Annotated in this window: 24 protein-coding genes; 22 read left to right on the forward strand and 2 right to left on the reverse strand. The window is 61.9% G+C overall.

The window, feature by feature from the left end; all coding sequences use genetic code 11:
• Nucleotides 1-21 precede the first annotated feature (21 nt).
• Both dnaN and dnaA read right to left on the reverse strand, forming a co-directional pair.
• Nucleotides 22-1125 carry a DNA polymerase III subunit beta gene (gene dnaN / locus RMO95_RS21260; RefSeq protein WP_310452688.1) on the reverse strand — a complete coding sequence of 368 codons (1104 nt, stop codon included), beginning with the start codon at nt 1123-1125 and terminating at the stop codon, nt 22-24.
• A 209-nt stretch (nt 1126-1334) separates the two neighbouring features.
• Nucleotides 1335-2702, reverse strand: coding sequence for a chromosomal replication initiator protein DnaA (dnaA, locus tag RMO95_RS21265; protein ID WP_310452689.1), 1368 nt, complete (start codon nt 2700-2702; stop codon nt 1335-1337).
• A 207-nt stretch (nt 2703-2909) separates the two neighbouring features.
• Between dnaA and rpmH the strand changes: the two genes are divergently transcribed.
• The 22 genes from rpmH (at nt 2910) to atpD (ending at nt 23730) form a co-directional block, all read left to right on the forward strand.
• Nucleotides 2910-3044 carry a 50S ribosomal protein L34 gene (rpmH, locus tag RMO95_RS21270; protein WP_294993032.1) on the forward strand — a complete coding sequence of 45 codons (135 nt, stop codon included), beginning with the start codon at nt 2910-2912 and terminating at the stop codon, nt 3042-3044.
• Nucleotides 3013-3417, forward strand: a complete 405-nt coding sequence (locus RMO95_RS21275) for a ribonuclease P protein component (RefSeq protein ID WP_310452690.1) — start codon at nt 3013-3015, stop codon at nt 3415-3417. Before rpmH ends, RMO95_RS21275 begins: the two co-directional genes overlap by 32 nt.
• Nucleotides 3414-3635, forward strand: a complete 222-nt coding sequence (gene yidD / locus RMO95_RS21280) for a membrane protein insertion efficiency factor YidD (RefSeq protein WP_310452691.1) — start codon at nt 3414-3416, stop codon at nt 3633-3635. The genes RMO95_RS21275 and yidD overlap by 4 nt, the downstream gene beginning before the upstream one ends.
• 97 nt (nt 3636-3732) lie before the next feature.
• The gene (gene yidC / locus RMO95_RS21285; protein ID WP_310452692.1) at nt 3733-5370 is read left to right on the forward strand and encodes a membrane protein insertase YidC; all 1638 of its coding nucleotides are present in this window, start codon (nt 3733-3735) and stop codon (nt 5368-5370) included.
• A gap of 68 nt (nt 5371-5438) precedes the next feature.
• Complete coding sequence (gene mnmE, locus RMO95_RS21290; RefSeq protein WP_310452693.1) at nt 5439-6785, forward strand: tRNA uridine-5-carboxymethylaminomethyl(34) synthesis GTPase MnmE; 1347 nt, start codon at nt 5439-5441, stop codon at nt 6783-6785.
• Nucleotides 6786-6795: 10 nt separating this feature from the next.
• Nucleotides 6796-7560, forward strand: coding sequence for a TSUP family transporter (locus RMO95_RS21295; protein WP_310452694.1), 765 nt, complete (start codon nt 6796-6798; stop codon nt 7558-7560).
• A 168-nt stretch (nt 7561-7728) separates the two neighbouring features.
• Complete coding sequence (locus tag RMO95_RS21300) at nt 7729-8874, forward strand: ABC transporter substrate-binding protein (protein WP_310452695.1); 1146 nt, start codon at nt 7729-7731, stop codon at nt 8872-8874.
• Between the two features lie 175 nt (nt 8875-9049).
• A complete protein-coding gene (locus RMO95_RS21305; RefSeq protein ID WP_310452696.1) occupies nt 9050-10087 on the forward strand; it encodes a branched-chain amino acid ABC transporter permease in 1038 nt (345 codons plus the stop codon).
• Complete coding sequence (locus RMO95_RS21310) at nt 10087-11874, forward strand: branched-chain amino acid ABC transporter ATP-binding protein/permease (protein ID WP_310452697.1); 1788 nt, start codon at nt 10087-10089, stop codon at nt 11872-11874. Before RMO95_RS21305 ends, RMO95_RS21310 begins: the two co-directional genes overlap by 1 nt.
• Nucleotides 11874-12614 carry an ABC transporter ATP-binding protein gene (locus RMO95_RS21315; RefSeq protein ID WP_310452698.1) on the forward strand — a complete coding sequence of 247 codons (741 nt, stop codon included), beginning with the start codon at nt 11874-11876 and terminating at the stop codon, nt 12612-12614. The genes RMO95_RS21310 and RMO95_RS21315 overlap by 1 nt, the downstream gene beginning before the upstream one ends.
• 218 nt (nt 12615-12832) lie before the next feature.
• Nucleotides 12833-14710, forward strand: coding sequence for a tRNA uridine-5-carboxymethylaminomethyl(34) synthesis enzyme MnmG (mnmG, locus tag RMO95_RS21320; RefSeq protein WP_310452699.1), 1878 nt, complete (start codon nt 12833-12835; stop codon nt 14708-14710).
• The gene (gene rsmG / locus RMO95_RS21325; RefSeq protein WP_310452700.1) at nt 14707-15342 is read left to right on the forward strand and encodes a 16S rRNA (guanine(527)-N(7))-methyltransferase RsmG; all 636 of its coding nucleotides are present in this window, start codon (nt 14707-14709) and stop codon (nt 15340-15342) included. The genes mnmG and rsmG overlap by 4 nt, the downstream gene beginning before the upstream one ends.
• A gap of 2 nt (nt 15343-15344) precedes the next feature.
• Nucleotides 15345-16124, forward strand: coding sequence for an AAA family ATPase (locus RMO95_RS21330; protein WP_310452701.1), 780 nt, complete (start codon nt 15345-15347; stop codon nt 16122-16124).
• A 115-nt stretch (nt 16125-16239) separates the two neighbouring features.
• Entirely contained in the window at nt 16240-17088 is an 849-nt protein-coding gene (locus tag RMO95_RS21335; protein WP_310452702.1) for a ParB/RepB/Spo0J family partition protein, read from the forward strand.
• Nucleotides 17089-17258: 170 nt separating this feature from the next.
• Complete coding sequence (locus RMO95_RS21340) at nt 17259-17597, forward strand: ATP synthase subunit I (RefSeq protein WP_310452703.1); 339 nt, start codon at nt 17259-17261, stop codon at nt 17595-17597.
• A gap of 6 nt (nt 17598-17603) precedes the next feature.
• Nucleotides 17604-18461, forward strand: a complete 858-nt coding sequence (gene atpB / locus RMO95_RS21345) for a F0F1 ATP synthase subunit A (protein WP_310452704.1) — start codon at nt 17604-17606, stop codon at nt 18459-18461.
• Between the two features lie 49 nt (nt 18462-18510).
• Nucleotides 18511-18768, forward strand: a complete 258-nt coding sequence (gene atpE / locus RMO95_RS21350) for a F0F1 ATP synthase subunit C (RefSeq protein ID WP_310452705.1) — start codon at nt 18511-18513, stop codon at nt 18766-18768.
• A 32-nt stretch (nt 18769-18800) separates the two neighbouring features.
• Complete coding sequence (locus tag RMO95_RS21355; RefSeq protein ID WP_310452706.1) at nt 18801-19271, forward strand: F0F1 ATP synthase subunit B; 471 nt, start codon at nt 18801-18803, stop codon at nt 19269-19271.
• A 6-nt stretch (nt 19272-19277) separates the two neighbouring features.
• Nucleotides 19278-19826, forward strand: a complete 549-nt coding sequence (locus RMO95_RS21360) for a F0F1 ATP synthase subunit delta (protein WP_310452707.1) — start codon at nt 19278-19280, stop codon at nt 19824-19826.
• 10 nt (nt 19827-19836) lie between these two features.
• Complete coding sequence (gene atpA / locus RMO95_RS21365; protein WP_310452708.1) at nt 19837-21375, forward strand: F0F1 ATP synthase subunit alpha; 1539 nt, start codon at nt 19837-19839, stop codon at nt 21373-21375.
• Nucleotides 21376-21401: 26 nt separating this feature from the next.
• Nucleotides 21402-22283: a F0F1 ATP synthase subunit gamma gene (gene atpG / locus RMO95_RS21370; RefSeq protein ID WP_310452709.1), complete on the forward strand. Its 882-nt coding sequence runs from the start codon at nt 21402-21404 to the stop codon at nt 22281-22283.
• A 46-nt stretch (nt 22284-22329) separates the two neighbouring features.
• Nucleotides 22330-23730: a F0F1 ATP synthase subunit beta gene (atpD, locus tag RMO95_RS21375; protein WP_310452710.1), complete on the forward strand. Its 1401-nt coding sequence runs from the start codon at nt 22330-22332 to the stop codon at nt 23728-23730.
• Nucleotides 23731-23751: the final 21 nt, after the last annotated feature.

Here is a 23751-nt window from a genome sequence, read left to right on the forward strand (position 1 = left end):
GGTTCTTTTCTGGTTTCGATGTCAGATGCGCATCGGCATCACGACGTACTTGAACGTCTCGTTGCCGGGCAGTACAAAAAGTGCGCTGGAGTTCGCGTCGGCAAGATGCAGTTCGATGGTTTCATTGCTGACGTTGTTCAACACGTCGAGCAGGTAGGTCACGTTGAAACCCACATCCAGGGCATCGCCGCTGTAGTCGATTTCGATTTCTTCCTGGGCTTCTTCCTGTTCCGCATTGCTGGAAATGATCTTGAGGCTGCCCTCGGCCAGAACCAGGCGCACGCCGCGGAACTTTTCATTGGTCAGGATGGCTGCGCGCAGCAGGGAATGCAGCAGCGCGTCGCGCGAGAGCTTGATCAGCTTGCTGTGGTGTTGCGGAATGACGCGCTCATAGTCCGGAAACTTGCCGTCGATGAGCTTGGAAACCAGCTCGATATTGCCAAAGCTGAAACGTGCCTGGGTCGAAGTCAGGGCTATTTCGAGCGGATCGTCGTTGTCTGCCAGTTGGCGCGACAGTTCGAGTATGGTCTTGCGCGGAAGGATGACTTCGATCGGCGCAGGTGTTTCGGCAAGTGTTTCTGCGGCATAGGCGAGCCGATGGCCGTCGGTGGCCACCATGCGCAATTCATTGCCCTTCGCCACCAGGAGCAAGCCGTTCAGGTAGTAACGGATGTCCTGTTGCGCCATGGCGTACTGAACCAGGGCAAGCAGGCGTTTCATCTGCTTTTGGGTGATCAACAGGCGTGTCGCCTGGCCCTCGGTCGTGGTCATGCGCGGAAAGTCTTCGGCAGGCAGCGTCTGCAGGTTGAAGCGGCTCTTGCCGGCCTTCAACTGCAAGCGTTTCTCGTCGAGCGCCAGGCTGACTTCCGCAGTCTCGGGCAGGGAGCGCAGGATATCTTGCAACTTTCGGGCACCGACGGTGATGCCTGCCTTGTCGGCACCGACTGTCGCGGTCTTGGTGGTGATCTGAATCTCGATATCCGTCGCCAGCAAAGTAAGCTTTTCGCCATCCTTTTCCATCAGAACGTTGGAAAGAATCGGCAGGGTATGGCGTTTTTCGACGATGCCGCAAACCGATTGCAACGGGGAAAGGAGTTGATCGCGTGGACCTTTAAATAGGAGCATATATAGATCTCTTATGATTAATAAGGGCAGCTCTTTGCTGTGGATAAGCGATTATTGTTCAATTAATACAGCCGATTATAACGTGGATAAACGCGTTGATAACTACACGATCTGCTTGTGCATGATTGTGGATGAATCTTGCCCTAGTCCTTCGCAGCAGGGTTTATCCACAATGTTTCATTGTCTTGTTCAGTGCACTTGCTCACAGCTCAACCCTTGATTGTCTGCATCAGGACATGCAGGTCGTTATTGAGTCTGCTGTCCTTCCCGCGCAAATCGATAATGGTGCGGCAGGCGTGCATTACCGTGGTGTGATCGCGTCCGCCGAAGGCTTCGCCAATCTCGGGGAGGCTGTGTGACGTCAGTTCGCGGGTGAGCCACATGGCGACCTGGCGGGGCCGGGCAATGGCTCGGGTGCGTTTCTGGGAGTACATGTCGGCGACTTTGATTTTATAAAAGTCGGAGACGGTTTTTTGAACCAGTTCCAACGATATCTGGCGATTGGTGGCGCCGATGATGTCGCGCAATGCCTCTTTCGCCACTTCCAGATTGATGTCGCGTCCGTGGAAACGGGCATAAGCCACCACGCGGTTGAGTGCGCCTTCGAGCTCCCTGACATTGGATCTCAGATTCTTGGCGATCAGGAAGGAAACCTCGTCCGAAATGCTTATGTGTTCCGCCTCAGCTTTTTTCTTGAGGATGGCAATCCGCATTTCGAGTTCGGGGGGTTCGATGGCGACGGTGAGGCCCCAGTCGAACCGCGACACCAGACGCTCTTCGAGTCCCTGAACATCCTTCGGGTAGGTGTCGCAGGTGATGATGATCTGTTTTTTTGCCTCGACCAGGGCGTTGAAGGCGTAGAAGAACTCCTCCTGGGTCCGGTCCTTGCGGTTGAAGAACTGGATATCGTCGATCAGCAACAAGTCCAGCGAACGATAGTAGCGCTTGAACGCTTCGCGCGAATTCTGTTGGAAGGCGCGCACCACGTCCGAGAAATAGTCCTCGGCATGGACGTAGCGGACTTCCATGGTCGGATTGGCGGCGTAGATCGAATTGCCGATGGCGTGAATCAGGTGGGTCTTGCCCAGACCGACACCGCCGTAGATGAACAGCGGGTTATAGGAAACCCCGGGATTCATCGCCACTTGTTGGGCGGCGGCACGGGCCAGATCGTTGGCGCGGCCGGTGACCAGCGTATCGAAGGTGAACTCGGCATTGAGCCGGGTCTTTTCATAGGCCGGGTCACCGCTTCGCGCCACGACGGCAGGAGCGACGGTTTCGCTCGACGGCAAAGCTTCGACATTGTCTGCGGCGACCGGGATATCGGCGACGGTTCCGGCGACGGCCAGATTGATGTTGATCGGAGCGGAATAGTGCTCGAGTCCCAGGGCTTCGATCTGGGATAGATAGCGCTCGCGCACCCACTGCATGACGAAACGGTTGGGGGCGATCAGGCGGAAATGTCCGGGGCCGGCTTCGTCGGCTTCCAGGCGCAAGCCCTTTATCCAGGTGTTGAACTGCTGCGCAGGAAGTTCCTGCTCGAAGCGGTTCAGACAGGTGGACCAGAATTCATTCATTGCGATCGGATAGGCTCGGGACGAGAAACGGCGGGATGAAATCGTAGGACTGCGATGTTTTTGTGGTGCCGCCCGTTTGTGTTGGCTGCAGACGCATTCTAGCCGTTTCGCCAATAGTTATCCACAGCCTTGGCAACTTGTTGCCCTTGACAAATCGGCCGCGAAAGGCTGTAATCCGCCGTTTTTCTTAATTCAGGGGATATTGCCATGAAACGCACCTACCAGCCTTCGGTTGTGCGCCGTAAGCGCACCCACGGCTTCCTAGTGCGCATGCGCACCCGCGGTGGCCGTGCTGTCATACGGGCGCGTCGTGCCAAGGGCCGTCATCGTCTCGGGGTCTGAACACCGGGCTTCGTTTTGCTCCAGGCAGCGCCTGCATCGGCCCGAAGAATTTTCGGCCGTGATGGCGGCGCGAGGGGTAGTGCGAGGCGAGTGTTTTGATTTGCACTATAGCCGCGCCGTCGAGCAGTTCGGCGCGCGCCTCGGATTGATTGTTCCGAAGCGCCTGGCGCGGGCCGCTTCATTGCGCAACGCGATCAAGCGCCAGGGACGTGAAGCTTTCCGCTTGATGGCGATTGAAATTCAGCCGCGCGACCTGGTTTTACGCCTGAGACGACCACTCGTGGGCGTAAGGGCCACAGACCATGCGCAGCGCAAAGCTTGGCGGGCGGAAATTGAAGTCCTGCTGAGGCGCCTTCCGGCGCTGTCGCCATGAGGTCCTTGCTGGTGCAGCCGCTGTTGTTGCTGATCCGCGCCTATCAGCTGGCGATCAGCCCGATGCTGGGCAATCGCTGCCGGTTTTACCCGAGTTGTTCGGAGTACTCCATGGAGGCGTTGCGTCGCCACGGATTATTCAGAGGCCTGTGGCTGTCTGTGCGACGAGTCGGGCGTTGCCACCCCTGGCATCCGGGCGGGTATGATCCGACTCCCTGATTTTCCAGTTGTGGCCGCTGTGCTTGTTGCCGATGGAAGCCGCGTTGGCCTCCGCCGAGGCTTCGTATTTCTGACCTGAATCACTGCCGAGACAGTAATGGATAACCGACGATTGATGCTGCTTTTGGTGTTCAGCTTCTCGCTGATCATGCTGTGGGACGCCTGGCAAAAACAGGGGCAGCCCAAATTGGCTACCGCGACGACGGCAGCGGTGGCGACGACGGGTGCGCCGGCCGGCGTGGTGCCAACGCCAACTTTGCCGCCTGGCGGCGCGGCGGCAGTGCCCGCATCGGTTCCGACCGCTGCCGTGGCGGTGGTTCCGGGAGCGGCAAGCGCAAAGATCAGGACCGATCTGTATCTGGCGGAAATTTCGTCGCAGGGCGGTGATATCACGCGCCTTGAACTGGTTCGTCATCCCGCGACGGAAGACAAGTCGCAGCATTTCGTGCTGTTCGACAATGGCGGCAAGCACATCTATCTGGCTCAATCCGGCGTGATCGGCGAGGGCTTGCCGAATCACAAGACCCAGTGGACGCTGGCGGCCGGGGAGCACGTGCTCAAGGACGGCGAGCAGCAGCTGGAACTTCGTCTGGAAGCGGCAGCGGCGAATGGCGGCAAGGTGGCGAAGACCTACGTCTTCCATCGTGGCAGCTACCAGATCGAGGTGCGCCATGAAGGTGCGGCGCCGGGTTCCCACGCCTATTACCAGATAACCCGCGACGGCAAGCCGGCCGAAGGGCAGGGCGGCAGTTCGCTGATGATGGGGGTGACGACTTTTACCGGACCGGCTGTCTATACGGAAACCGAAAAGTATCAGAAGGTCGAATTTGCCGACATCCTCAAGGGTAAGGCCAAGTTCGCACAGAAAGCCGACAGTGGCTGGCTGGCGATGGTCCAGCATTACTTCGTCGCGGCCTGGCTGCCGGCCGCCGGCACGCCGCGCGAGTTCTATATGCGCAAGATCGGGGAAGACCTGTACTCGGCGGGCGTGATTCTCCCGGTTGCCGCCGACGGCAAGAGCACGGTGTCGCTGTACGCCGGCCCGCAGGAGCAGGACAAACTCGAGAAAGTCGCTCCGGGCCTGGATCTGGTGGTCGATTATGGCTGGCTGACGGTCATTGCGGCACCGCTGTTCTGGATTCTGGCGGCGATTTACAAGCTGGTCGGCAACTGGGGTTGGTCCATCATCGGCCTCACCATGTTGCTCAAGCTGGCGTTCTTTCCGCTTTCCGCCGCCAGCTACAAGTCGATGGCGAAAATGCGCGTGCTGACGCCGAAGCTGGTCAAGCTCAAGGAAACCTATGGCGACGACAAGCAGCGCCTGAACCAGGAAATGATGGCGCTGTACAAGAAGGAGAAGGTCAACCCGCTGGGCGGCTGCCTGCCGGTGCTGGTGCAGATTCCGGTTTTCATCGCGCTGTACTGGGTGCTGCTGGGTACCGTCGAGATGCGCAACGCGCCCTGGCTGGGCTGGATCACCGACCTGTCGGTGAAGGATCCGTTCTATGTGCTGCCGCTGATCATGGGCGCCACCATGTTCATCCAGACCAAGCTCAATCCGACGCCGCCCGATCCGATCCAGGCCAAGGTCATGCTGTTCATGCCCATCGTGTTCACCGGCATGTTCCTGTTCTTCCCCGCCGGCCTGGTGCTGTACTGGACGGTGAACAACATTCTGTCGATCGCACAGCAGTGGCAGATCACCCGCCTGGTCGAGGCCGGGGCAAAGAAATAGGCCAGACTCCGGTCCTGCGGGACCGGAGAGTTTGTCGGCGCGCGTTGCGCTGACTCCAGGAGAGCCGGATGGGAAAGTCCCGCAGCGGAACCATCGCCGCCATCGCCACGGCCCCTGGCCGCGGCGGCATCGGTGTGGTAAGGGTGTCGGGGACCGATCTGCTGCGCTTTGCCGAGCTTCTGATCGGCAAAGCGCCAGCGCCGCGCCACGCCACGCTGGGCCACTTCCTGGGGGCCGACGGCATTGCCATCGACCAGGGCATCCTGCTGTATTTTCCGGCACCGCATTCCTTCACCGGCGAGGATGTCCTTGAGCTCCAGGCTCATGGCGGTCCGATAGTCCTGCAGATGTTGCTCGCGCGCTGTCTCGAGCTCGGAGCACGGGTCGCCGAGCCCGGCGAATTCTCGCAGCGCGCCTTCCTCAACGACAAGCTCGACCTGGTCCAGGCCGAAGCGGTAGCGGACCTGATCGAGGCCGGCACCGCAGCGGCGGCGCGTTCGGCCTTGCGTTCGCTGTCCGGCGAGTTTTCGCGCGAGGTGCGGGCACTGGTGGCGCGCCTGACGGAGTTGCGCATGCTGGTGGAAGCGACGCTGGACTTCCCCGAGGAGGAAATCGACATCCTGCGCGATACCGATGCCGCGCAACGCCTGGCTGCCTTCCGCGCCGACCTGGCGGCCTTGCTGGCGCGCGCACGCGCCGGGCGCCTGCTGCGCTCGGGCCTGCAGGTGGTGCTGGCCGGCATGCCGAATGTCGGCAAGTCCTCGCTGCTGAACCGGCTGGCCGGCGAGGAGCGCGCGATCGTCACCGAGGTCGCCGGCACCACGCGCGACGCGGTGCGCGAAACCATCCAGGTGGAAGGCATACCGCTGCACATCATCGACACGGCGGGGCTGCGCGACACCGACGACCCGGTGGAGCGGATCGGCATCGAGCGCGCCTGGCGCGAAATAGAGCGGGCCGACGTGGTGCTGCAATTACTGGATACGCGGGCGGGCGAAACGCCGGCCGATCACGCCATCGCGGTGCGCCTGCCGCCCGGCATCGAACGTATCGTGGTGGAGAACAAGTGCGATCTGGCGGATGAGGCGGCGCAGCGCTTTGTCGAGGGCGGTTGCGTGCATCTGCGCCTGTCGGCCAAGACCGGCGCGGGCATCGATCTGCTGCATGACGAGTTGTTGCGCGTGGCCGGCTGGAGCGGGCACGGCGAGGACGTGGTGCTGGCGCGCGAGCGGCACCTCGAAGCGCTTGGCGTTGCGGCCGAAAAGTTGGCGCTGGCGACACGGCAACTGGATCGGATCGAGCTCTGCGCCGAAGAGCTGCGGCTGGCGCAGGAAGCCCTGTCGCGCATTACCGGGGAATTTACCGCCGATGATTTGTTGGGAGAGATCTTCTCCCGCTTCTGCATAGGCAAATAGACCGGTCGGCATGGCTGAAGTCGACCTGATCCTGTTGCTGGCGGCCGCCCTGTTCGCCGGATTTGTCGATGCGGTGGCGGGCGGCGGCGGTTTGATACAGGTGCCGACCTTGCTCATGGCCCTGCCCGCCGAGTCGCCGGCCACGGTGTTCGGCACCAACAAGCTGGCGAGCATTTTCGGTACCGGCAACGCCGCGTTGCGTTACGCCCGGCGCATCGCCCTGCCGTGGGGTGTCGCCTTGCCGGCGGCGCTCGCGGCTTTTGCCTTTTCCTTTGCCGGGGCCGCCGCCGTGGCCTGGCTGCCGAAGGAAGTGGTGCGCCCGCTGGTGCTGGGCCTGTTGGTGCTGGTCATGGTCTACACCGCGGCCAGGCCGAATTTCGGCGTGGTATCCGGCGCGCGCTTGGCGCCCGGGCGGGAACGGCGTCTAGCCCTGCTGGCAGGCGCCGTATTGGGCTTCTACGATGGCTTCTTCGGCCCCGGTGCGGGCAGCTTCATGATTTTCGCTTTCGTGCGTTTCTTCAGGCTGGATTTCCTGCATGCGTCGAGCGCTGCCAAAGTGGTCAATTTTTCGACCAATGCGGCGGCGCTGGCCTATTTCATACCCAGCGGGCATGTTCTGTGGGTCACCGGCCTGGCGATGGCGGTGTTCAATATCGCCGGCGCATTGCTGGGGTCGCGTCTGGCCTTGCGCCACGGCAGCAGTTTCGTGCGTTGGGTGTTTATCGCGGTGGCGTCGATATTGATTGCTCGCCTCGGCTATGACACATTTGCCTGACAGCGAGGCGCGGCGGTAGATTCGGGTCTTGTGGCAAAAGCGCATAAGATCGTAATATTCGGCACTTTGTTTCTGGTTTGTCTATACTGACAAGTATTACAGTTCATATAGCCGGCTTTGGTTGGCGCCCCATGCGTTTGCAGGGGATAAATGGGGAGGAGCCCTTGCATGAAGCTCAGCAAAACTGCCGTTGCCATGACGGTGGCGTGTGCTGCATTTGCGGCCTATGCCGACATTACGGTTGGTGTCACGCTTTCGGCAACCGGTCCGGCCGCTTCGCTGGGCATTCCGGAGAAGAACACCATAGCCTTGTTGCCCACCAGCATGGGTGGCCAAAAGGTCAATTACATCGTGCTCGACGACGCCTCCGATACCACGACGGCGGTCAAGAACGTGCGCAAGCTGATAACGGAAAACCGGGTCGATGTGATCATCGGGTCGACGATTACGCCCAATTCGCTGGCCATGATCGACATCGTGGCCGAGGCGGAAACGCCGACCATATCCATGGCGGCTTCGGCGCGGATCGTCGATCCGGCCAATCCCAAGACCAAATGGGTGTTCAAGACACCGCAGAACGACCAGCAGATGGCAACCGCGATCGCGACGCACATGGCGGGCCAGGGCGTGAAAACCGTGGCCTTCATAGGCTTCAACGATGCCTACGGCGAAGGCTGGTACCAGGAGTTCGTCAAGTATGCCGACACCTACAAGCTCAAGGTCGTGGCCAACGAGCGTTACAGCCGTGCCGATACCTCGGTGACCGGCCAGGTGCTGAAGATCATGGCGGCCAAGCCGGACGCGGTGCTGGTCGCGGGTTCGGGTACTCCCGCCGCCTTGCCGCAGGTGACGCTCAAGGAGCGGGGTTATGCCGGCAAGTACTACCAGACTCATGGCATCGCCAACAATGACTTCCTGCGCGTCGGCGGCAAGCATGTCGAAGGGACTTTTCTGCCAGCCGGGCCGATGTTGGTCGCTGCGCAACTGCCGGACAGCAACCCGATCAAGAAGTCGTCCCTGACCTATATCGCCAAGTACGAGGCAGCCCACGGCAAGGGCAGCATCTCGACCTTTGGCGGCCACGCCTGGGATGCCGGTGCGCTGTTGCAGAATGCGGTGCCGACCGCCCTCAAGAAGGCCAAGCCGGGTACCAGGGAGTTCCGTGCCGCATTGCGCGACGCGCTGGAAGCGACCAAGGAACTGGTTGGTGTGCATGGCGTATTCAACATGTCACCCAGTGACCACCTCGGTTTCGACCAGCGCGCCCGTGTCATGGTGAGGATTGACAAGGGAGCCTGGAAGCTCGATAAGTAAGCGGCGCCATAACAGCCGAAGATGGTTAGAACGGCGGGCGGGGCGACGTACCCCGCCCCGGTCGCTCCCCGGGGGGAGTGGATTCAAGAACGGGTCTGCCGCGGCGGACCCGGCGCCTGGGGTGGTCCCGGAGGTAAGCAAGCACGGGGCCGCCGAACTTACTGAGAACGGACGAATGGATCTGCAAATTGCGCTCCTGCTTGGGCAGGACGGGATTACCAATGGCGCCATCTATGCGCTGTTGTCATTGGCACTGGTGCTGATTTTCGCAGTTACCCGGGTAATTTTCATTCCGCAGGGTGAGTTCGTCGCGTTTGGCGCCTTGACGCTGGCCAGCTTCCAGGCGGGCAAGACACCGGGCACACTCTGGCTGTTGATCGGCGCCGGGGTGGTGGTGGCCCTGATTGACCTCACCCTTGCGGTGCGCGCCGGCACGGTCCGCAAAATTCCCCGTATCGTCGGCTGGAATCTGATTTATCCGGCGGCGGCGGCGGCGGTGGTGTTCCTCTTGAAACCAAACGAGTTTCCGCTGCTGTTGCAGATCGTTCTGGCCTTGGCACTGGTGGTGCCGCTGGGACCCATGATCTATCGCCTCGCATTTCAGCCTGTGGCGGAAGCCAGTGTGCTGGTCTTGCTGATCGTTTCGGTGGCCGTGCACCTGGCCTTGGTCGGGTTGGGTCTGCTGTTCTTCGGCGCCGAGGGCTCGCGGACGCCGGCATTTTCCGAGGCCAGCTTCGACCTGGGGTTGGTCAGGGTGACCGGCCAGACGCTGTGGGTGATGGGCGCCAGCCTGCTGCTGATCGTGGTGCTGGCCCTGTTTTTCGAACGCACGATCTATGGCAAGGCGCTGCGTGCCACGGCAATGAATCGCACCGGGGCGCGTTTGATGGGCATTTCCACGGTGATGGCAGGCAAGCTGTCGTTTCTGCTGGCGGCCCTGATCGGGGCGTTTTCCGGCATCCTGATCGCGCCGATCACCACGGTTTATTACGATACGGGCTTCCTTATCGGCTTGAAGGGCTTCGTCGGCGCCATTGTCGGCGGCCTCGCGAGTTATCCGATCGCTGCGGCGGGGGCTGTCTTGGTCGGGCTGCTGGAGGCTTTTTCATCCTTCTGGGCTTCCGCCTTCAAGGAAGTCATCGTGTTCACCCTGATCATACCGGTGCTGGTTTGGCGCTCCTTGACCACGCGTCACGTCGAGGAGGACGAGTGATGGCGGCGCGTCTTCTGCTTGGCGCATTCCTTGGCCTGGTGCTGCTTGCTCCGCAAGTTGCATCCGAATTCCACGTCACGCTGCTGAATTACATCGGTCTTTACGCCATCGTTGCCCTCGGTCTGGTGCTGCTGACCGGAGTCGGCGGCCTGACCTCGTTCGGACAGGCCGCCTTCGTCGGTCTCGGCGCATATACCACGGCCTATTTGTCCACTGCAGAGAATCTTCCGCCCTGGCTCGCGGCATTCGGTGGATCGCCCTGGATGGGCCTGTTCGCGGGTCTGCTGCTCACCGCGGCGGTGGCCTTTGTGCTGGGCTTATTGACCCTTAGGCTATCAGGGCATTACCTGCCACTGGGAACCATCGCCTGGGGTATCAGCCTGTATTTCCTGTTCGGCAACCTGGAGTTTCTCGGCGGCCACACCGGCATGTCGGGGATTCCCGCGCTTTCCCTGTTCGGCGTCGAGCTGAGAGATGGCCGCATTTATTATTACGCGATCTGGGCGGTGCTGCTTGGGGCCGCCTGGCTAACCCGGAATCTCCTCGATTCCCGCGAGGGCAGGGCCATCCGCGCCCTCAAGGGGGGGGTCGTGATGGCCGAGGCGATGGGGGTGGATACGGCCCGATCGAAGGTGGTGATCTTTCTGGTGGCTGCCCTCTTTGCCTCCGTTTCAGGCTGGCTCTACGCGCACCTGCAGCGCTTCGTCAATCCGACGCCGTTTGGCCTGGCGATCGGCATCGAATACCTGTTCATGGCTGTGGTGGGAGGCGCCGCGCACGTCTGGGGAGCGCTGATCGGCGCCGGTTTGATCACCATACTGAAGCAGTGGCTGCAGGACTGGCTGCCGAAGTTACTGGGCGCTTCAGGCAACTTCGAGGTGATTTTCTTCGGCGTCATGATGATCTTCGTCCTGCAGCGCGCGCGCGACGGCCTGTGGCCGATCCTGACCCGCCTCATGCCGCTGCGCCAGGCGCAGCGCGCCGTGCCGCAGGGAGCGGCGCTGCCGAAGAAGCCGATTCCGGCCGCGGGTCAGGTCTTGCTCGAGGCGAAGAATGTCGTCAAGCGTTTTGGCGGCCTGGTGGCGAACAACAACATGAATCTCACGGTCAAGGCGGGTGAAGTGATGGCCTTGATCGGCCCCAATGGCGCCGGAAAATCGACCATGTTCAACTGCATCTCGGGTGTCGATTCGGCCACCGGGGGCGAGGTGCTGTTTTGCGGCCAGGCGGTGACCGGGCTCAATTCGCGGCAGATCGCCCGCTTGGGTATGAGCCGCACCTTCCAGCATGTGCGGTTGCTGTCGACCATGACGGTGCTGGAGAATGTGGCCATCGGCGGTCACTTGCGCGGCAGCAAGGGTGTCTTGCCGGCGATGCTGCATCTCGAGCGCGCCGAGGAGTTGCGCCTGCTGGCCGAGGCGGCACGCCAAGTGGAGCGGGTGGGCCTCAAGGATTCGATGTTCGAACTCGCGGGCAGCCTGGCGCTGGGTCAGCAGCGTACCCTGGAGATCGCGCGCGCGCTGTGCGCCGATCCCTGTTTGCTGTTGCTGGACGAGCCGGCGGCTGGTTTGCGTTATATGGAAAAGCAGGCCCTGGCCGATTTGCTGCGCAAATTGCGCAGCGAAGGCATGGGCATCCTGCTGGTGGAGCACGACATGGATTTTGTGATGGGTCTTGCCGATCGCGTGGTGGTCATGGAGTTCGGCGAAAAGATCGCCGAGGGTTTGCCCGATCAGGTGCAGCGCGATCCGGCGGTACTCGAGGCTTATCTCGGGGGAGTCGATTGATGAGCGAAGCCAGGACCATACTCGAAGTGGAAGACCTGTGCGTTGCCTACGGCAAGGTCGAGGCGCTGCATCACGCCGGCATCAAGGTCGGGGAGGGGCAGATCGTGACCGTAATCGGTCCCAACGGTGCTGGCAAGACCACCATGTTGTCGTCGATCATGGGCGTGCTGCCCCACACCAAAGGCAAGATCCGGTTTCTCGGACAGGAACTCGGCGACGCGGAAGTCGAGGACATGGTCGGGCTCGGCGTCAATCTGGTACCTGAGTCACGCGCCCTGTTCGGTGAAATGAGTGTCGGCGACAACTTGTTGCTGGGCGCGTTCATGCGGCACCGCAAGGGTCACCGCGACCATGAGCAGACCATGGACGAGGTGTTCCGAATCTTTCCGCGGCTCAAGGAGCGACGGGCGCAACATGCCGGGACCCTATCCGGCGGCGAGCGGCAAATGCTGGCCGTGGGGCGTGCCCTGATGGCCAAGCCCAAGCTGCTGATGCTGGACGAGCCAAGTCTTGGTTTGGCGCCGCTGATCGTGCGTGAGATTTTTCGCGTCATCGCCGACCTCAAAAGCACCGGGGTTTCAATCCTCCTGGTGGAACAGAACGCGCGCGCCGCGCTACAGGTGGCGGACTACGCCTATGTGCTGGAGACGGGCGAGATCGCGCTGGAAGGTCCCAGCGAAAAGCTGATCGACGACCCGAAGGTGGTGGAGTCCTATCTGGGGCTCGGCGGCAAGCATTAGGCTCTTGTTTCACGTGAAACAAGTTTCAGCCGGTTTCACGTGAAACAACGCGCCGGACTTGCTTCGAGTTGTGGTGCCGTCGAATGGGATCGCTGCGGGTCGGACGACACCGCCAACAACGCTGCGTTTTTGAGACGGGAGGCGTATGATTGCGCCTCTTTTCAGTTGCGGCCTGACTCGGTCGTCCCTGAAATTCGAATTTCCTAGGGTCTCCTGGCGTGGAATTTCCGGCTTCTTTCGATGTGATTGTGATTGGCGGCGGCCATGCGGGGACCGAGGCGGCGCTGGCTGCCGCGCGTTCCGGAGCGCGGACTCTGCTGCTTACGCACAACATCGAAACCTTGGGGGCGATGTCCTGCAATCCGTCAATTGGCGGCATAGGCAAGGGGCATTTGGTCAAGGAGGTCGATGCGCTCGGCGGGGCGATGGCATCGGCTACCGACGAGGCCGGCATCCAGTTTCGCATTCTGAATGCCTCAAAGGGACCGGCGGTACGGGCCACCCGCGCCCAGGCCGATCGCCAGTTGTACAAACAGGCGATCCGCAGTCGTCTCGAAAACCAGCCGAATCTGACCCTGTTCCAGCAGGCCGCCGACGACCTGATCCTCGCCGGCGACCGTGTCACCGGGGTGGTCACGCAGCTGGGCATCCGTTTCGAGGCGCCTGCGGTCGTGCTGACGGCAGGCACCTTCCTCAATGGGTTGGTGCATGTCGGACTCGCCAACTACCGCGCCGGACGCTTCGGCGATCCGGCGGCGATCTCGCTGGCCGAGCGCCTGAAGGAAATCCAGCTTCCCGTCGGCCGCTTGAAGACCGGCACGCCGCCTAGGCTCGACGGACGCAGCATCGATTTCTCGATGTTGCAGGAGCAGCCGGGCGACGATCCGGTGCCGGTGTTCTCCTTCGTCGGCAGGCGCGACCAGCATCCGCGCCAGGTGCCGTGCTGGATCACCCATACCAACAGTCGAACCCACGACATCATCCGTTCCGGACTGGATCGGTCGCCGATGTTTACCGGCGTCATCGCCGGCGTCGGGCCGCGCTACTGCCCGTCGATTGAGGACAAGATCCACCGCTTCGCCGGCAAGGACAGCCACCAGATCTTTCTCGAGCCGGAAGGCCTGGATACCCACGAGATCTACCCGCAGGGGGTCTCCACCAGCCTGCCCTTCGATATTCAGCTGGCCCTGGTGCGCTCCATCCGCGGCCTCGAACGGGCGCATATCATGCGTCCCGGCTACGCCATCGAATACGACTACTTCGATCCGCGCAACCTCAAGGACAGCCTGGAAACCAAGTCCATCGGCGGCCTGTTCTTTGCCGGCCAGATCAATGGCACGACCGGTTACGAGGAGGCCGCCGCCCAGGGTCTGCTGGCCGGGATCAACGCCGCGCGCCTGGCCAGGCAGCTGCCGCCATGGTCGCCGCGTCGCGATCAGGCCTACCTCGGCGTGCTGGTGGACGACCTGATCACGCGCGGCGTATCGGAACCCTATCGGATGTTTACCAGCCGAGCCGAATACCGCCTGTCCCTGCGCGAGGACAATGCCGACATGCGCCTGACCGAAATCGGTCGCGAGCTGGGCCTGGTCGACGATCTGCGCTGGGACGCCTTCAATCGCAAGCGCGACGCCGTGGCGCGCGAAGTCGAACGCCTGAAAGCCACCTGGGTCAATCCGCGCCAGTTGCCCGAGGCTGACGCCATGCGGGTGCTGGGGCAGCCGATGGAACGTGAATACCGGCTGTTCGATCTGCTGCGGCGGCCCCAGGTCAGCTACGCCAGCCTGCTGTCCCTGTCCGGGGCAGGCGAGGCGCAGGCAGCCGCCGAAGTCATCGAGCAGGTCGAGATCCAGGCCAAGTATCAGGGCTATATCGAGCGGCAACAGGACGAGATCGACAAGAGTCTTGCCCATGAATCCCTGGCGCTGCCCAACGACATCGATTATGCGGAGGTTCCGGGCCTGTCTTTCGAGGTGCGGCAAAAGCTGACCCAGATACGGCCGCAAACCCTGGGGCAGGCCTCGCGTCTGCAAGGCATGACTCCGGCGGCAATCTCCCTGTTGCTGGTCCATTTGAAGCGGCGCAAGGCGGCATGAGTCTGGCTGCAGCTTTGCACCAAGGCCTCGCAGGCCTGGGGCTGGATCTGCCTGCGGCAGTGCAGGCCAGGCTGCTGGCCTATGTCGCGCTGCTGAAAAAATGGAACGCGACCTACAACCTGACCGCAATCCGCGACGAGGGTGAAATGGTCACCCAGCACCTGCTCGACTCCCTGTCGGTGCTGCCGGCATTGCAAGAGTTGGCGCTGGTGGGACGGCGCTGGGCCGACATCGGCAGCGGTGCCGGACTGCCGGGCATCCCGCTGGCCATCGTGCGACCGGACCTGGACATGACGCTGGTCGAGACGGTGGCAAAGAAGTCCGCCTTCCAGCGCCAGGCCAAGATCGAGTTGGGCCTGGCGAACCTCACCGTGGTTAACCGGCGTGTCGAAGAACTGCCGGGCGGGGGCTTCGATGCCGTGATTTCCCGCGCCTTTGCCGAACTGGCGGATTTCGTACGCCTTGCCGGCCATTTGCCGACGCCGGATGGCCGCCTCTACGCCATGAAAGGGCTGCTGCCCGAAGACGAAATCAGCCGCTTGCCGCAAGCCTGGGCGGTAGCCGATTGCATCAGGCTGAGTGTGCCGGGACTGGACGCACAGCGTCACCTGATTATTCTTGAGAGAGCCTGAAGATGCACATATTTGCAATTGCCAACCAAAAAGGCGGGGTCGGCAAGACCACTACGGCCGTCAATCTGGCTGCCGCGCTGGCAGCCAACGGCCAGCGCACCTTGCTGGTGGACCTCGACCCCCAGGGCAATGCCACCATGGGCAGCGGCGTGGAAAAGCGCAGCCTCAAGTCATCCGTATACCAAGTGCTGCTGCAGCTCGCGACCCTTGAGCAGGCGCGGGTGATTTCCCCCGCCGGGAAGTTCGACGTGCTGCCGGCCAACCGCGACCTGGCCGGGGCCGAAGTCGAATTGGTCGATCTCGAAATGCGCGAAATGCGGCTCAAGACCGCCCTGGCCGGGCACAAGGGCGATTACGACTTCGTCCTGATCGACTGTCCGCCTTCGCTGTCGATGCTGACCTTGAACGGGCTCTGCGCCGCCCACGGCGTCATCATTCCGATGCAGTGCGAGTATTACGCGCTGGAAGGCCTGTCGGACCTGGTGAACACCATCAAGAAAGTCCACGCCAACCTGAATCGCGAGCTCAAGATCATCGGCCTGCTGCGCGTCATGTACGATCCGCGCAATACCCTGTCCACCCAGGTGTCGGCGCAGTTGGAAGAGCATTTCGGCGACAAGGTGTTCAAGACCCTGGTGCCGCGCAACGTGCGCCTCGCCGAAGCGCCGAGTTATGGCATACCCGGAGTGTTGTTCGACAAGGCGGCCAAGGGGGCGCAAGCCTACATGGCCTTCGCCGTCGAAATGATCGATCGCGTCAATTCCTGGAAGGAACCGCTTTGACCCTCATCCCCTTCGTCTCTTCTTCCCAGGCAAGGGGAGTGGTGATTGCCCGGCCGCTACGCGGCTTCTCGATTTTTGACTCGCCACCCCCTTGGGGCGGCCTTGCGGAGACAGCATGAATCCACCAAAACAAAAAGGCCTCGGACGTGGGCTGGATGCCCTTCTGGCCGCCAATAACACCCCCGAGACCCAGCGCCAGGACATGCTCGACGTGGGTACGCTACAACCGGGAAAGTACCAGCCGCGCACGCGCATGGACCCCGGTTCGCTCGAAGAGCTGGCGGCTTCAATCAAGGCCCAGGGCCTGATCCAGCCGATATCCGTGCGCCCGGTCGGAAGCGGCCGCTACGAAATCATCGCCGGCGAACGGCGCTGGCGGGCCGCCCAGATCGCCGGCCTGGGCGAGGTGCCGGTATTGATCCGCGACATTCCGGACGAAGCCGCGCTGGCCATGTCGCTGATAGAAAACATCCAGCGCGAGGATCTGAATCCGCTGGAGGAGGCGGCCGGTATCCAGCGCCTTATCGACGAATTCCAGATGACTCACCAGCAGGCAGCCGATGCGGTCGGCCGCTCGCGGTCGGCGGCGTCCAACCTGCTGCGCCTGCTGCAACTGGCCAAGCCGGCACAGGACATGCTGATGGCTGGCGATATCGAGATGGGCCACGCCAGGGCGCTGCTGCCTTTGTCCAAGAGCGAGCAGGGCCGTGTCGCGGCCCTGGTCGTGGACAAGGGATTTTCGGTGCGCGAGACCGAGCGCATGGTGGCGCGGGAGCTGAATCCGCCGGTCAAGAAAGGTGCCGAGAAAAAGCCGGATCGCGACCTGCTGCGTCTCGAAGAAGAACTGTCGGATCGCCTTGGGGCCACGGTCAAGATCAGCGCCAATCGCAAGGGCGGCGGCAGCCTGACGATTCGTTTCGGCAGCCTCGATCAACTGGATGGTTTGCTGGCCAGGCTCGATTGATTTTGTCTCCCGACGCGCGTCGAAGCGCCTCGGTACGGCAGGAAATTAATACCAAAGACATATTTTATTTGCGGCTGGTTTTCGAATGGCGCGTTGCAGCATAAAATATTTGACAACCCCCGATCAATGGCCTATATTCGCGGGCTTTTGGACGCGGCCTGGTCTTATAGATGTTTAGAGCCGTGTTTCATCAAGGCGTCGCAACCCTGATCGTTGCTGGGCTGGCGTGGTTTTGGGCAGGACCGCACGCGGCACTGTCGGCGGCACTGGGTGGTGCGGCGGTGTTCGTACCGAACCTGCTTTTCGCCACGAGTTTATGGGCGGCTGCACGCAGCGGCAGGGCTTCGGTGACGAGGTTTTTTGTAGGCGAATTCATCAAGGTCGTGGCAACGCTGGCGTTGCTGGCGATCGTGGCGGGGGCGTATCGAGACTTGCACTGGCTGGCACTGCTGGCCGGGCTGATCGTTGCGCTGAAAGCGAACCTGTTTGTGATATTGATTAAGGCCTGACTGACCATGGCAGCCGAGCACGCACCAAACGCATCGGAATACATCGTTCACCATCTGACGCACTTGAACAGCCTGGGCCACAAGCAGGCTGCTCTGGTCGACTGGACGGTTTACCATCTCGACACCCTGTTCTGGTCCGTTTCGCTCGGACTGCTGGCCGTGCTGATACTGGCGCGCGCTGCCGCCAAGGCGACCTCGGGCGTGCCGGGCCGCTTCCAGGCTGCAGTCGAAATCCTGGTGGAAATGGTCGAGTCGCAGTCCAAGTCGATCGTCCATGGCGATCGCAGTTTCATCGCCCCGATGGCGCTGACCGTATTCGTGTGGATCTTCTTCATGAACGCGATGGACCTGCTGCCGCTCGATGCCTTGCCCAATATCTGGGCATGGATCTTCGGCGTCGCCGGCCACGATTCCAGCCACGCCTACATGCGCGTTGTGCCCACCGCCGACCTCAATGCCACGCTGGGCATGTCGCTGGGCGTGTTGCTGCTCTGCCTTTATTACAACGTCAAGATCAAGGGCTTCGGCGGCTGGATGCACGAATTGTTTACGGCCCCCTTCGGCAGCCATCCCTTGCTCTATCCGGTCAATTTTGCGATGCAGATGATCGAGTTCGTCGCCAAGACCGTCTCGCACGGCATGCGACTGTTCGGCAACATGTATGCCGGCGAACTGATCTTCATGCTGATCGCACTGATGGGCGCAGCCTGGGCCGGTACTGCCGGCAGCGGCCTGCTGTGGTTGGGCGGTATTTTCGCCGGAACCGTCTGGGCCATCTTCCATATTCTGATCATCACGCTGCAGGCTTTCATCTTCATGATGTTGACGCTGGTCTATATCGGTCAGGCGCACGAAAGCCACTAATCCCCGTATCAATTGTCACAACCTTAAATCTGTTACTAAAGGAGTTGTCATGGAACAAATCGTTGGTTTTGTCGCTCTGGCTGCCGGTCTGATCATCGGTCTCGGCGCCGCTGGCGCGTGTATCGGCATCGGCATCATGGGCAGCCGCTTCCTCGAAGCTTCGGCGCGTCAGCCGGAACTGATGAACACGCTGCAAACCAAGATGTTCCTCCTGGTTGGTCTGATCGACGCCGCGTTCATTATCGGTACCGGTATTGCGCTGTGGTACACCACTGCCAACCCGTTCATTGCCGCCCTTCCGAAGTAATCGTCTTCCCCAACGCTTAAGGAGCGATTACCGTGAATCTGAACGCAACGCTGTTTGCCCAGCTGGTTGTGTTCCTCATTTTGGCGTGGTTCACGATGAAGTTCGTGTGGCCGCCCATCATGAAGGCACTCGATGAGCGTGCGGGCAAGATAGCTGACGGGCTTGCGGCTGCAGACAAGGCCAAGACCGACCTGGCGCACGCTGAAAAGAAGGCCGCCGAGGAATTGCGCAAGGCGCGCGAGTCGGCAGCAGAGTTCCGCAGCGGTGCCGAGAAGCAGGTGGCCCAGTTGATCGAAGAGGCGCGCGCCGAAGGCGCCCGCATCGTCAATGCGGCTCGCGAGGCTGCCGAAGCAGAGGCTGGCACCGCGTCGCAACGCGCCAAGGAGGCCTTGCGCGAGCACGTGGCCGCGCTTGCCGTCGCCGGCGCCGAACGCATCCTGCGCCGGGAAATCAACGCCCAGGCCCATGCCGAGCTGCTGACGCAACTCAAGTCGGAACTGTAATCCGCCATGGCCGAAAACGTCACCCTTGCGCGTCCCTATGCCGAGGCCGCGTTCCAGCTGGCCAAGAGCGGGAATGCGCTGGCCGCCTGGTCGGATGTGCTGTCCGGGCTTTCCGCCGTTGCCGGTCGTCCCGAGATGGAAGAGTGCATCGGCAATCCGCGCCTGAGCCCCGCGCAGTTGGCACAACTCTGCCTCGATGTGGCCGCCGCCGATACCAAGCTCAGCCTGACAGCCGATCAGCAGAACTTCGTCCGCGTGCTGGCCGACAACGACCGTCTCATCGTCCTGCCCGAGATCGCCGCGCTTTTCAGCGAACTCAAGCATGGTCAGGAGGGCGTCAAGGACGCCGAGATCACTTCGGCCTTTGCGCTCGATGAGGCAACGCTGAAAAATCTCGTGGCCGATCTCGAACGCAAGTTCGGGTGCAGGATCCAGGCGACCGTCAAGGTCGATGCCGAACTTATTGGTGGCGTCCGCATTGCCGTCGGCGATGAAGTAATCGATGCCTCGGTCCGCGGCAAGCTTGCTGCCATGGCCACCGCGCTAAAGAACTAGGAGTAATTCCATGAACCTCAATCCATCCGAAATCAGTGACCTGATCAAGAGCCGGATCCAAAACATGCAGTTGGCCGCCACCGCCCGTAACGAGGGTACCGTGGTTTCGGTCACCGACGGCATCTGCCGCATCCATGGTCTGACCGACGTGATGCAGGGCGAAATGCTGGAGTTCCCCGGCAACACCTTCGGCCTCGCCCTGAACCTTGAGCGCGACTCCGTCGGCGCCGTGGTCCTCGGCGACTACGAGCATATTTCCGAAGGCGACACCGTCAAATGTACCGGCCGCATTCTCGAAGTGCCGGTCGGTCCCGAACTGCTCGGCCGCGTGGTAAACGCCTTGGGCGAGCCGATCGACGGCAAGGGCCCGATCAACGCCAAGATGACCGACAAGATCGAAAAGGTCGCGCCGGGCGTGATCTGGCGCAAATCGGTGTCGCAGCCGGTGCAGACCGGCCTCAAGGCGATCGACTCGATGGTGCCGGTGGGCCGTGGCCAGCGCGAGCTGATCATCGGCGACCGCCAGACCGGCAAGACGGCTGTCGCGGTTGATGCCATCATCAACCAGAAGGGGCAGAACATGTTCTGCATCTACGTCGCGATCGGCCAGAAGGCTTCGACCGTCGCCAACGTGGTGCGCAAGCTGCAGGAGCACGGCGCGATGGAATACACCATCGTCGTCGCCGCCACCGCTTCCGACTCCGCCGCGACCCAGTTCATCGCACCCTACACCGGCTGTTCGATGGGCGAGTACTTCCGCGATCGCGGCATGGATGCATTGATCATTTATGACGATTTGACCAAGCAGGCCTGGGCTTACCGCCAGATCTCGCTGCTGCTGCGTCGTCCGCCCGGCCGCGAAGCCTACCCCGGCGACGTGTTCTACCTGCACTCGCGTCTGCTCGAGCGCGCCGCGCGCGTCTCCGAAGCCTGGGTCGAAAAGCTGACCAACGGCGAAGTCAAGGGCAAGACCGGTTCGCTGACGGCGCTGCCGATCATCGAAACCCAGGCCGGCGACGTTTCCGCCTTCGTGCCGACCAACGTGATTTCGATTACCGACGGCCAGATCTTCCTTGAAACCGACTTGTTCAACGCCGGTATCCGTCCTGCCATGAATGCCGGCGTTTCGGTGTCGCGCGTCGGCGGCGCGGCCCAGACCAAGGTGATCAAGAAGCTCGGCGGCGGCGTGCGTCTGGCTCTGGCCCAGTACCGCGAACTGGCGGCCTTCGCCCAGTTCGCTTCCGACCTCGACGAAGCCACGCGCAAGCAGCTGGAGCGCGGCCGCCGCGTGACGGAACTGATGAAGCAGCTGCAGTACGCGCCGCTGTCGGTCGCCGAAATGGGCGTCACGCTGTATGCGTCCAACGAAGGCTTCATGGATGACATAGATGTCACGCGCATCCTGCCCTACGAAACCGAACTGCATCAGTACATGCATCACAAGCATGCAGACCTGATGAACAAGATCGAGACCACCAAGGATCTGGACAAGGACGCCGAGGCCCAACTCAAGGCCGCGGTCACCGAGTTCACGAAGTCCTGGTCCTGATCGCGCAGCGCTAACGAGGGGCGATCATGGCAGGCAGCAAAGAGATCCGCACCAAGATCAAGAGCGTTCAGAACACGCGCAAGATCACCAAGGCCATGGAGATGGTGGCCGCATCCAAGATGCGCAAGGCGCAGGAACGGATGCGCGCGGCCCGTCCCTACAGCGAAAAGATCCGTCGCCTGGCGGCCAATCTTTCGCAGGCCAACGTGACCGAATACCGCCATGCCTTCCTGGGCAAGACCAAGGCGGCGGTGGCGAAGCGTATCGGCCTGATCGTGGTGACGACCGACAAGGGCCTCTGCGGCGGCCTCAACACCAACATCCTGCGCCAGGCGCTGAACCACATGCGCCAGTGGGAAACCGACGGTGCAACCGACATTCGCGTCACCTGCATCGGCAACAAGGGCCTCGGCTTCATGCAGCGCATGGGTGCCAACGTCATATCCCAGATCACCCATCTGGGCGACACGCCGCATCTGGAAAAGCTGATCGGGCCGATGAAGGTCATGATCGACGCGTTCCAGGCCGGCGAGCTGGATGCCGTGCACATCGCCTACACCCGCTTCGTCAACACCATGAAGCAGGAGCCGGTGATCGAGCCGCTGCTGCCGCTGTCCGGCGAGCGCATGGGCACGCCGGAGCGCAGCTGGGACTACCTCTACGAACCCGACGCGCAGACCGTGATCGACGAACTGCTGGTGCGCTACGTCGAGGCCCTGATCTATCAGGGCGTGGCCGAGAACATGGCTTCCGAGCAGTCGGCGCGCATGGTGGCGATGAAGGCCGCAACCGACAACGCCGGCAGCGTGATCAAGGAATTGCAGCTGGTCTACAACAAGGCGCGTCAGGCGGCGATCACCAAGGAGATCTCGGAGATCGTTGGTGGTGCGGCGGCCATTGCAGGCTGAGCGACGTGTTGACTGAATTTGGCGGAATTACATTAAGGAAACAACCATGAGCAACGGAAACATCGTCCAGTGCATCGGCGCTGTGGTGGACATCAAGTTCCCCCGCGAAGCGATGCCCAAAGTGTACGAAGCGCTGACTCTCGACGAGGCCGATTCCGGCAATGCCGAAAGCGGCCTGACCTTCGAGGTACAGCAGCAGCTCGGCGACGGCATCGTGCGCACCATTGCGCTCGGTTCCTCCGACGGCCTGCGCCGCGGCATGTCGGTCAAGCCGACGGGCGCCGCGATTTCGGTGCCGGTTGGTTCCGGCACCCTGGGCCGCATCATGGACGTGCTCGGTCGCCCGATCGACGAAGCCGGCCCGGTTCCCTACGACGAACTGCGCCCGATTCACGCCAAGGCGCCGAAGTTCGACGAACTGTCGCCTTCGACGGAACTGCTGCCCACCGGCATCAAGGTTATCGACCTGATGTGCCCGTTCGCCAAGGGCGGCAAGGTCGGCCTGTTCGGCGGCGCCGGCGTCGGCAAGACCGTGAACATGATGGAACTGATCAACAACATCGCCAAGTCCTACGGCGGCTACTCGGTGTTCGCCGGTGTCGGCGAGCGCACCCGCGAGGGCAACGACTTCTACCACGAGATGGAAGAGTCGAAGGTTCTCGACAAGGTCGCGATGGTGTTCGGCCAGATGAACGAGCCCCCCGGCAACCGTCTGCGCGTGGCGCTGACCGGCCTCACCATGGCCGAGAAGTTCCGCGACGAAGGCAAGGACATCCTGCTGTTCATCGACAACATCTACCGCTACACGCTGGCCGGAACCGAAGTCTCCGCGCTGCTCGGCCGCATGCCGTCCGCCGTGGGCTACCAGCCGACGCTGGCCGACGAAATGGGCCGCCTGCAGGAGCGCATCACCTCGACCAAGGTCGGTTCGATCACCTCGATCCAGGCCGTGTATGTGCCAGCGGACGACTTGACCGATCCGTCGCCGGCGACGACCTTCCTCCACCTCGACGCCACCGTCGTGCTGTCGCGTGACATCGCCTCGCTGGGTATCTACCCGGCCGTCGATCCGCTCGACTCCACCTCGCGTCAGCTCGATCCGCTGGTCGTTGGCGAAGAGCACTACAGCGTCGCCCGCCGTGTCCAGTCGAACCTGCAGCGTTACAAGGAATTGCGCGACATCATCGCGATTCTGGGCATGGACGAACTGGCTCCGGAAGACAAGCTGGCCGTGACCCGCGCCCGCAAGATTCAGCGCTTCCTGTCGCAGCCCTTCAACGTCGCCGAAGTGTTCACCGGCACGCCGGGCAAGATCGTGCCGCTGGCCGACACCATCAAGGGCTTCAAGATGATCGTCGACGGCGAATGCGACACGATTCCCGAGCAGGCCTTCTACATGGTCGGCGCGATCGAGGAAGTGTTCGAGAAGGCAAAAACGCTCCAATAAGCGCCGCAGCAAGCGAATGGA

The organism is Sulfuritalea sp. (assembly GCF_031426875.1).
Classification (GTDB): domain Bacteria; phylum Pseudomonadota; class Gammaproteobacteria; order Burkholderiales; family Rhodocyclaceae; genus Sulfuritalea.

What these genes read in the sequence shown, in the direction of transcription:
- dnaN (WP_310452688.1), bottom strand. Translation starts at nt 1,125, where the DNA reads ATGCTCCTATTTAAAGGTCCACGCGATCAACTCCTTTCCCCGTTGCAA.
- dnaA (WP_310452689.1), bottom strand. Translation starts at nt 2,702, where the DNA reads ATGAATGAATTCTGGTCCACCTGTCTGAACCGCTTCGAGCAGGAACTT.
- rpmH (WP_294993032.1), top strand. Translation starts at nt 2,910, where the DNA reads ATGAAACGCACCTACCAGCCTTCGGTTGTGCGCCGTAAGCGCACCCAC.
- yidD (WP_310452691.1), top strand. Translation starts at nt 3,414, where the DNA reads ATGAGGTCCTTGCTGGTGCAGCCGCTGTTGTTGCTGATCCGCGCCTAT.
- yidC (WP_310452692.1), top strand. Translation starts at nt 3,733, where the DNA reads ATGGATAACCGACGATTGATGCTGCTTTTGGTGTTCAGCTTCTCGCTG.
- mnmE (WP_310452693.1), top strand. Translation starts at nt 5,439, where the DNA reads ATGGGAAAGTCCCGCAGCGGAACCATCGCCGCCATCGCCACGGCCCCT.
- RMO95_RS21295 (WP_310452694.1), top strand. Translation starts at nt 6,796, where the DNA reads ATGGCTGAAGTCGACCTGATCCTGTTGCTGGCGGCCGCCCTGTTCGCC.
- RMO95_RS21300 (WP_310452695.1), top strand. Translation starts at nt 7,729, where the DNA reads ATGAAGCTCAGCAAAACTGCCGTTGCCATGACGGTGGCGTGTGCTGCA.
- RMO95_RS21305 (WP_310452696.1), top strand. Translation starts at nt 9,050, where the DNA reads ATGGATCTGCAAATTGCGCTCCTGCTTGGGCAGGACGGGATTACCAAT.
- RMO95_RS21310 (WP_310452697.1), top strand. Translation starts at nt 10,087, where the DNA reads ATGGCGGCGCGTCTTCTGCTTGGCGCATTCCTTGGCCTGGTGCTGCTT.
- RMO95_RS21315 (WP_310452698.1), top strand. Translation starts at nt 11,874, where the DNA reads ATGAGCGAAGCCAGGACCATACTCGAAGTGGAAGACCTGTGCGTTGCC.
- rsmG (WP_310452700.1), top strand. Translation starts at nt 14,707, where the DNA reads ATGAGTCTGGCTGCAGCTTTGCACCAAGGCCTCGCAGGCCTGGGGCTG.
- RMO95_RS21330 (WP_310452701.1), top strand. Translation starts at nt 15,345, where the DNA reads ATGCACATATTTGCAATTGCCAACCAAAAAGGCGGGGTCGGCAAGACC.
- RMO95_RS21335 (WP_310452702.1), top strand. Translation starts at nt 16,240, where the DNA reads ATGAATCCACCAAAACAAAAAGGCCTCGGACGTGGGCTGGATGCCCTT.
- RMO95_RS21340 (WP_310452703.1), top strand. Translation starts at nt 17,259, where the DNA reads ATGTTTAGAGCCGTGTTTCATCAAGGCGTCGCAACCCTGATCGTTGCT.
- atpB (WP_310452704.1), top strand. Translation starts at nt 17,604, where the DNA reads ATGGCAGCCGAGCACGCACCAAACGCATCGGAATACATCGTTCACCAT.
- atpE (WP_310452705.1), top strand. Translation starts at nt 18,511, where the DNA reads ATGGAACAAATCGTTGGTTTTGTCGCTCTGGCTGCCGGTCTGATCATC.
- RMO95_RS21360 (WP_310452707.1), top strand. Translation starts at nt 19,278, where the DNA reads ATGGCCGAAAACGTCACCCTTGCGCGTCCCTATGCCGAGGCCGCGTTC.
- atpA (WP_310452708.1), top strand. Translation starts at nt 19,837, where the DNA reads ATGAACCTCAATCCATCCGAAATCAGTGACCTGATCAAGAGCCGGATC.
- atpG (WP_310452709.1), top strand. Translation starts at nt 21,402, where the DNA reads ATGGCAGGCAGCAAAGAGATCCGCACCAAGATCAAGAGCGTTCAGAAC.
- atpD (WP_310452710.1), top strand. Translation starts at nt 22,330, where the DNA reads ATGAGCAACGGAAACATCGTCCAGTGCATCGGCGCTGTGGTGGACATC.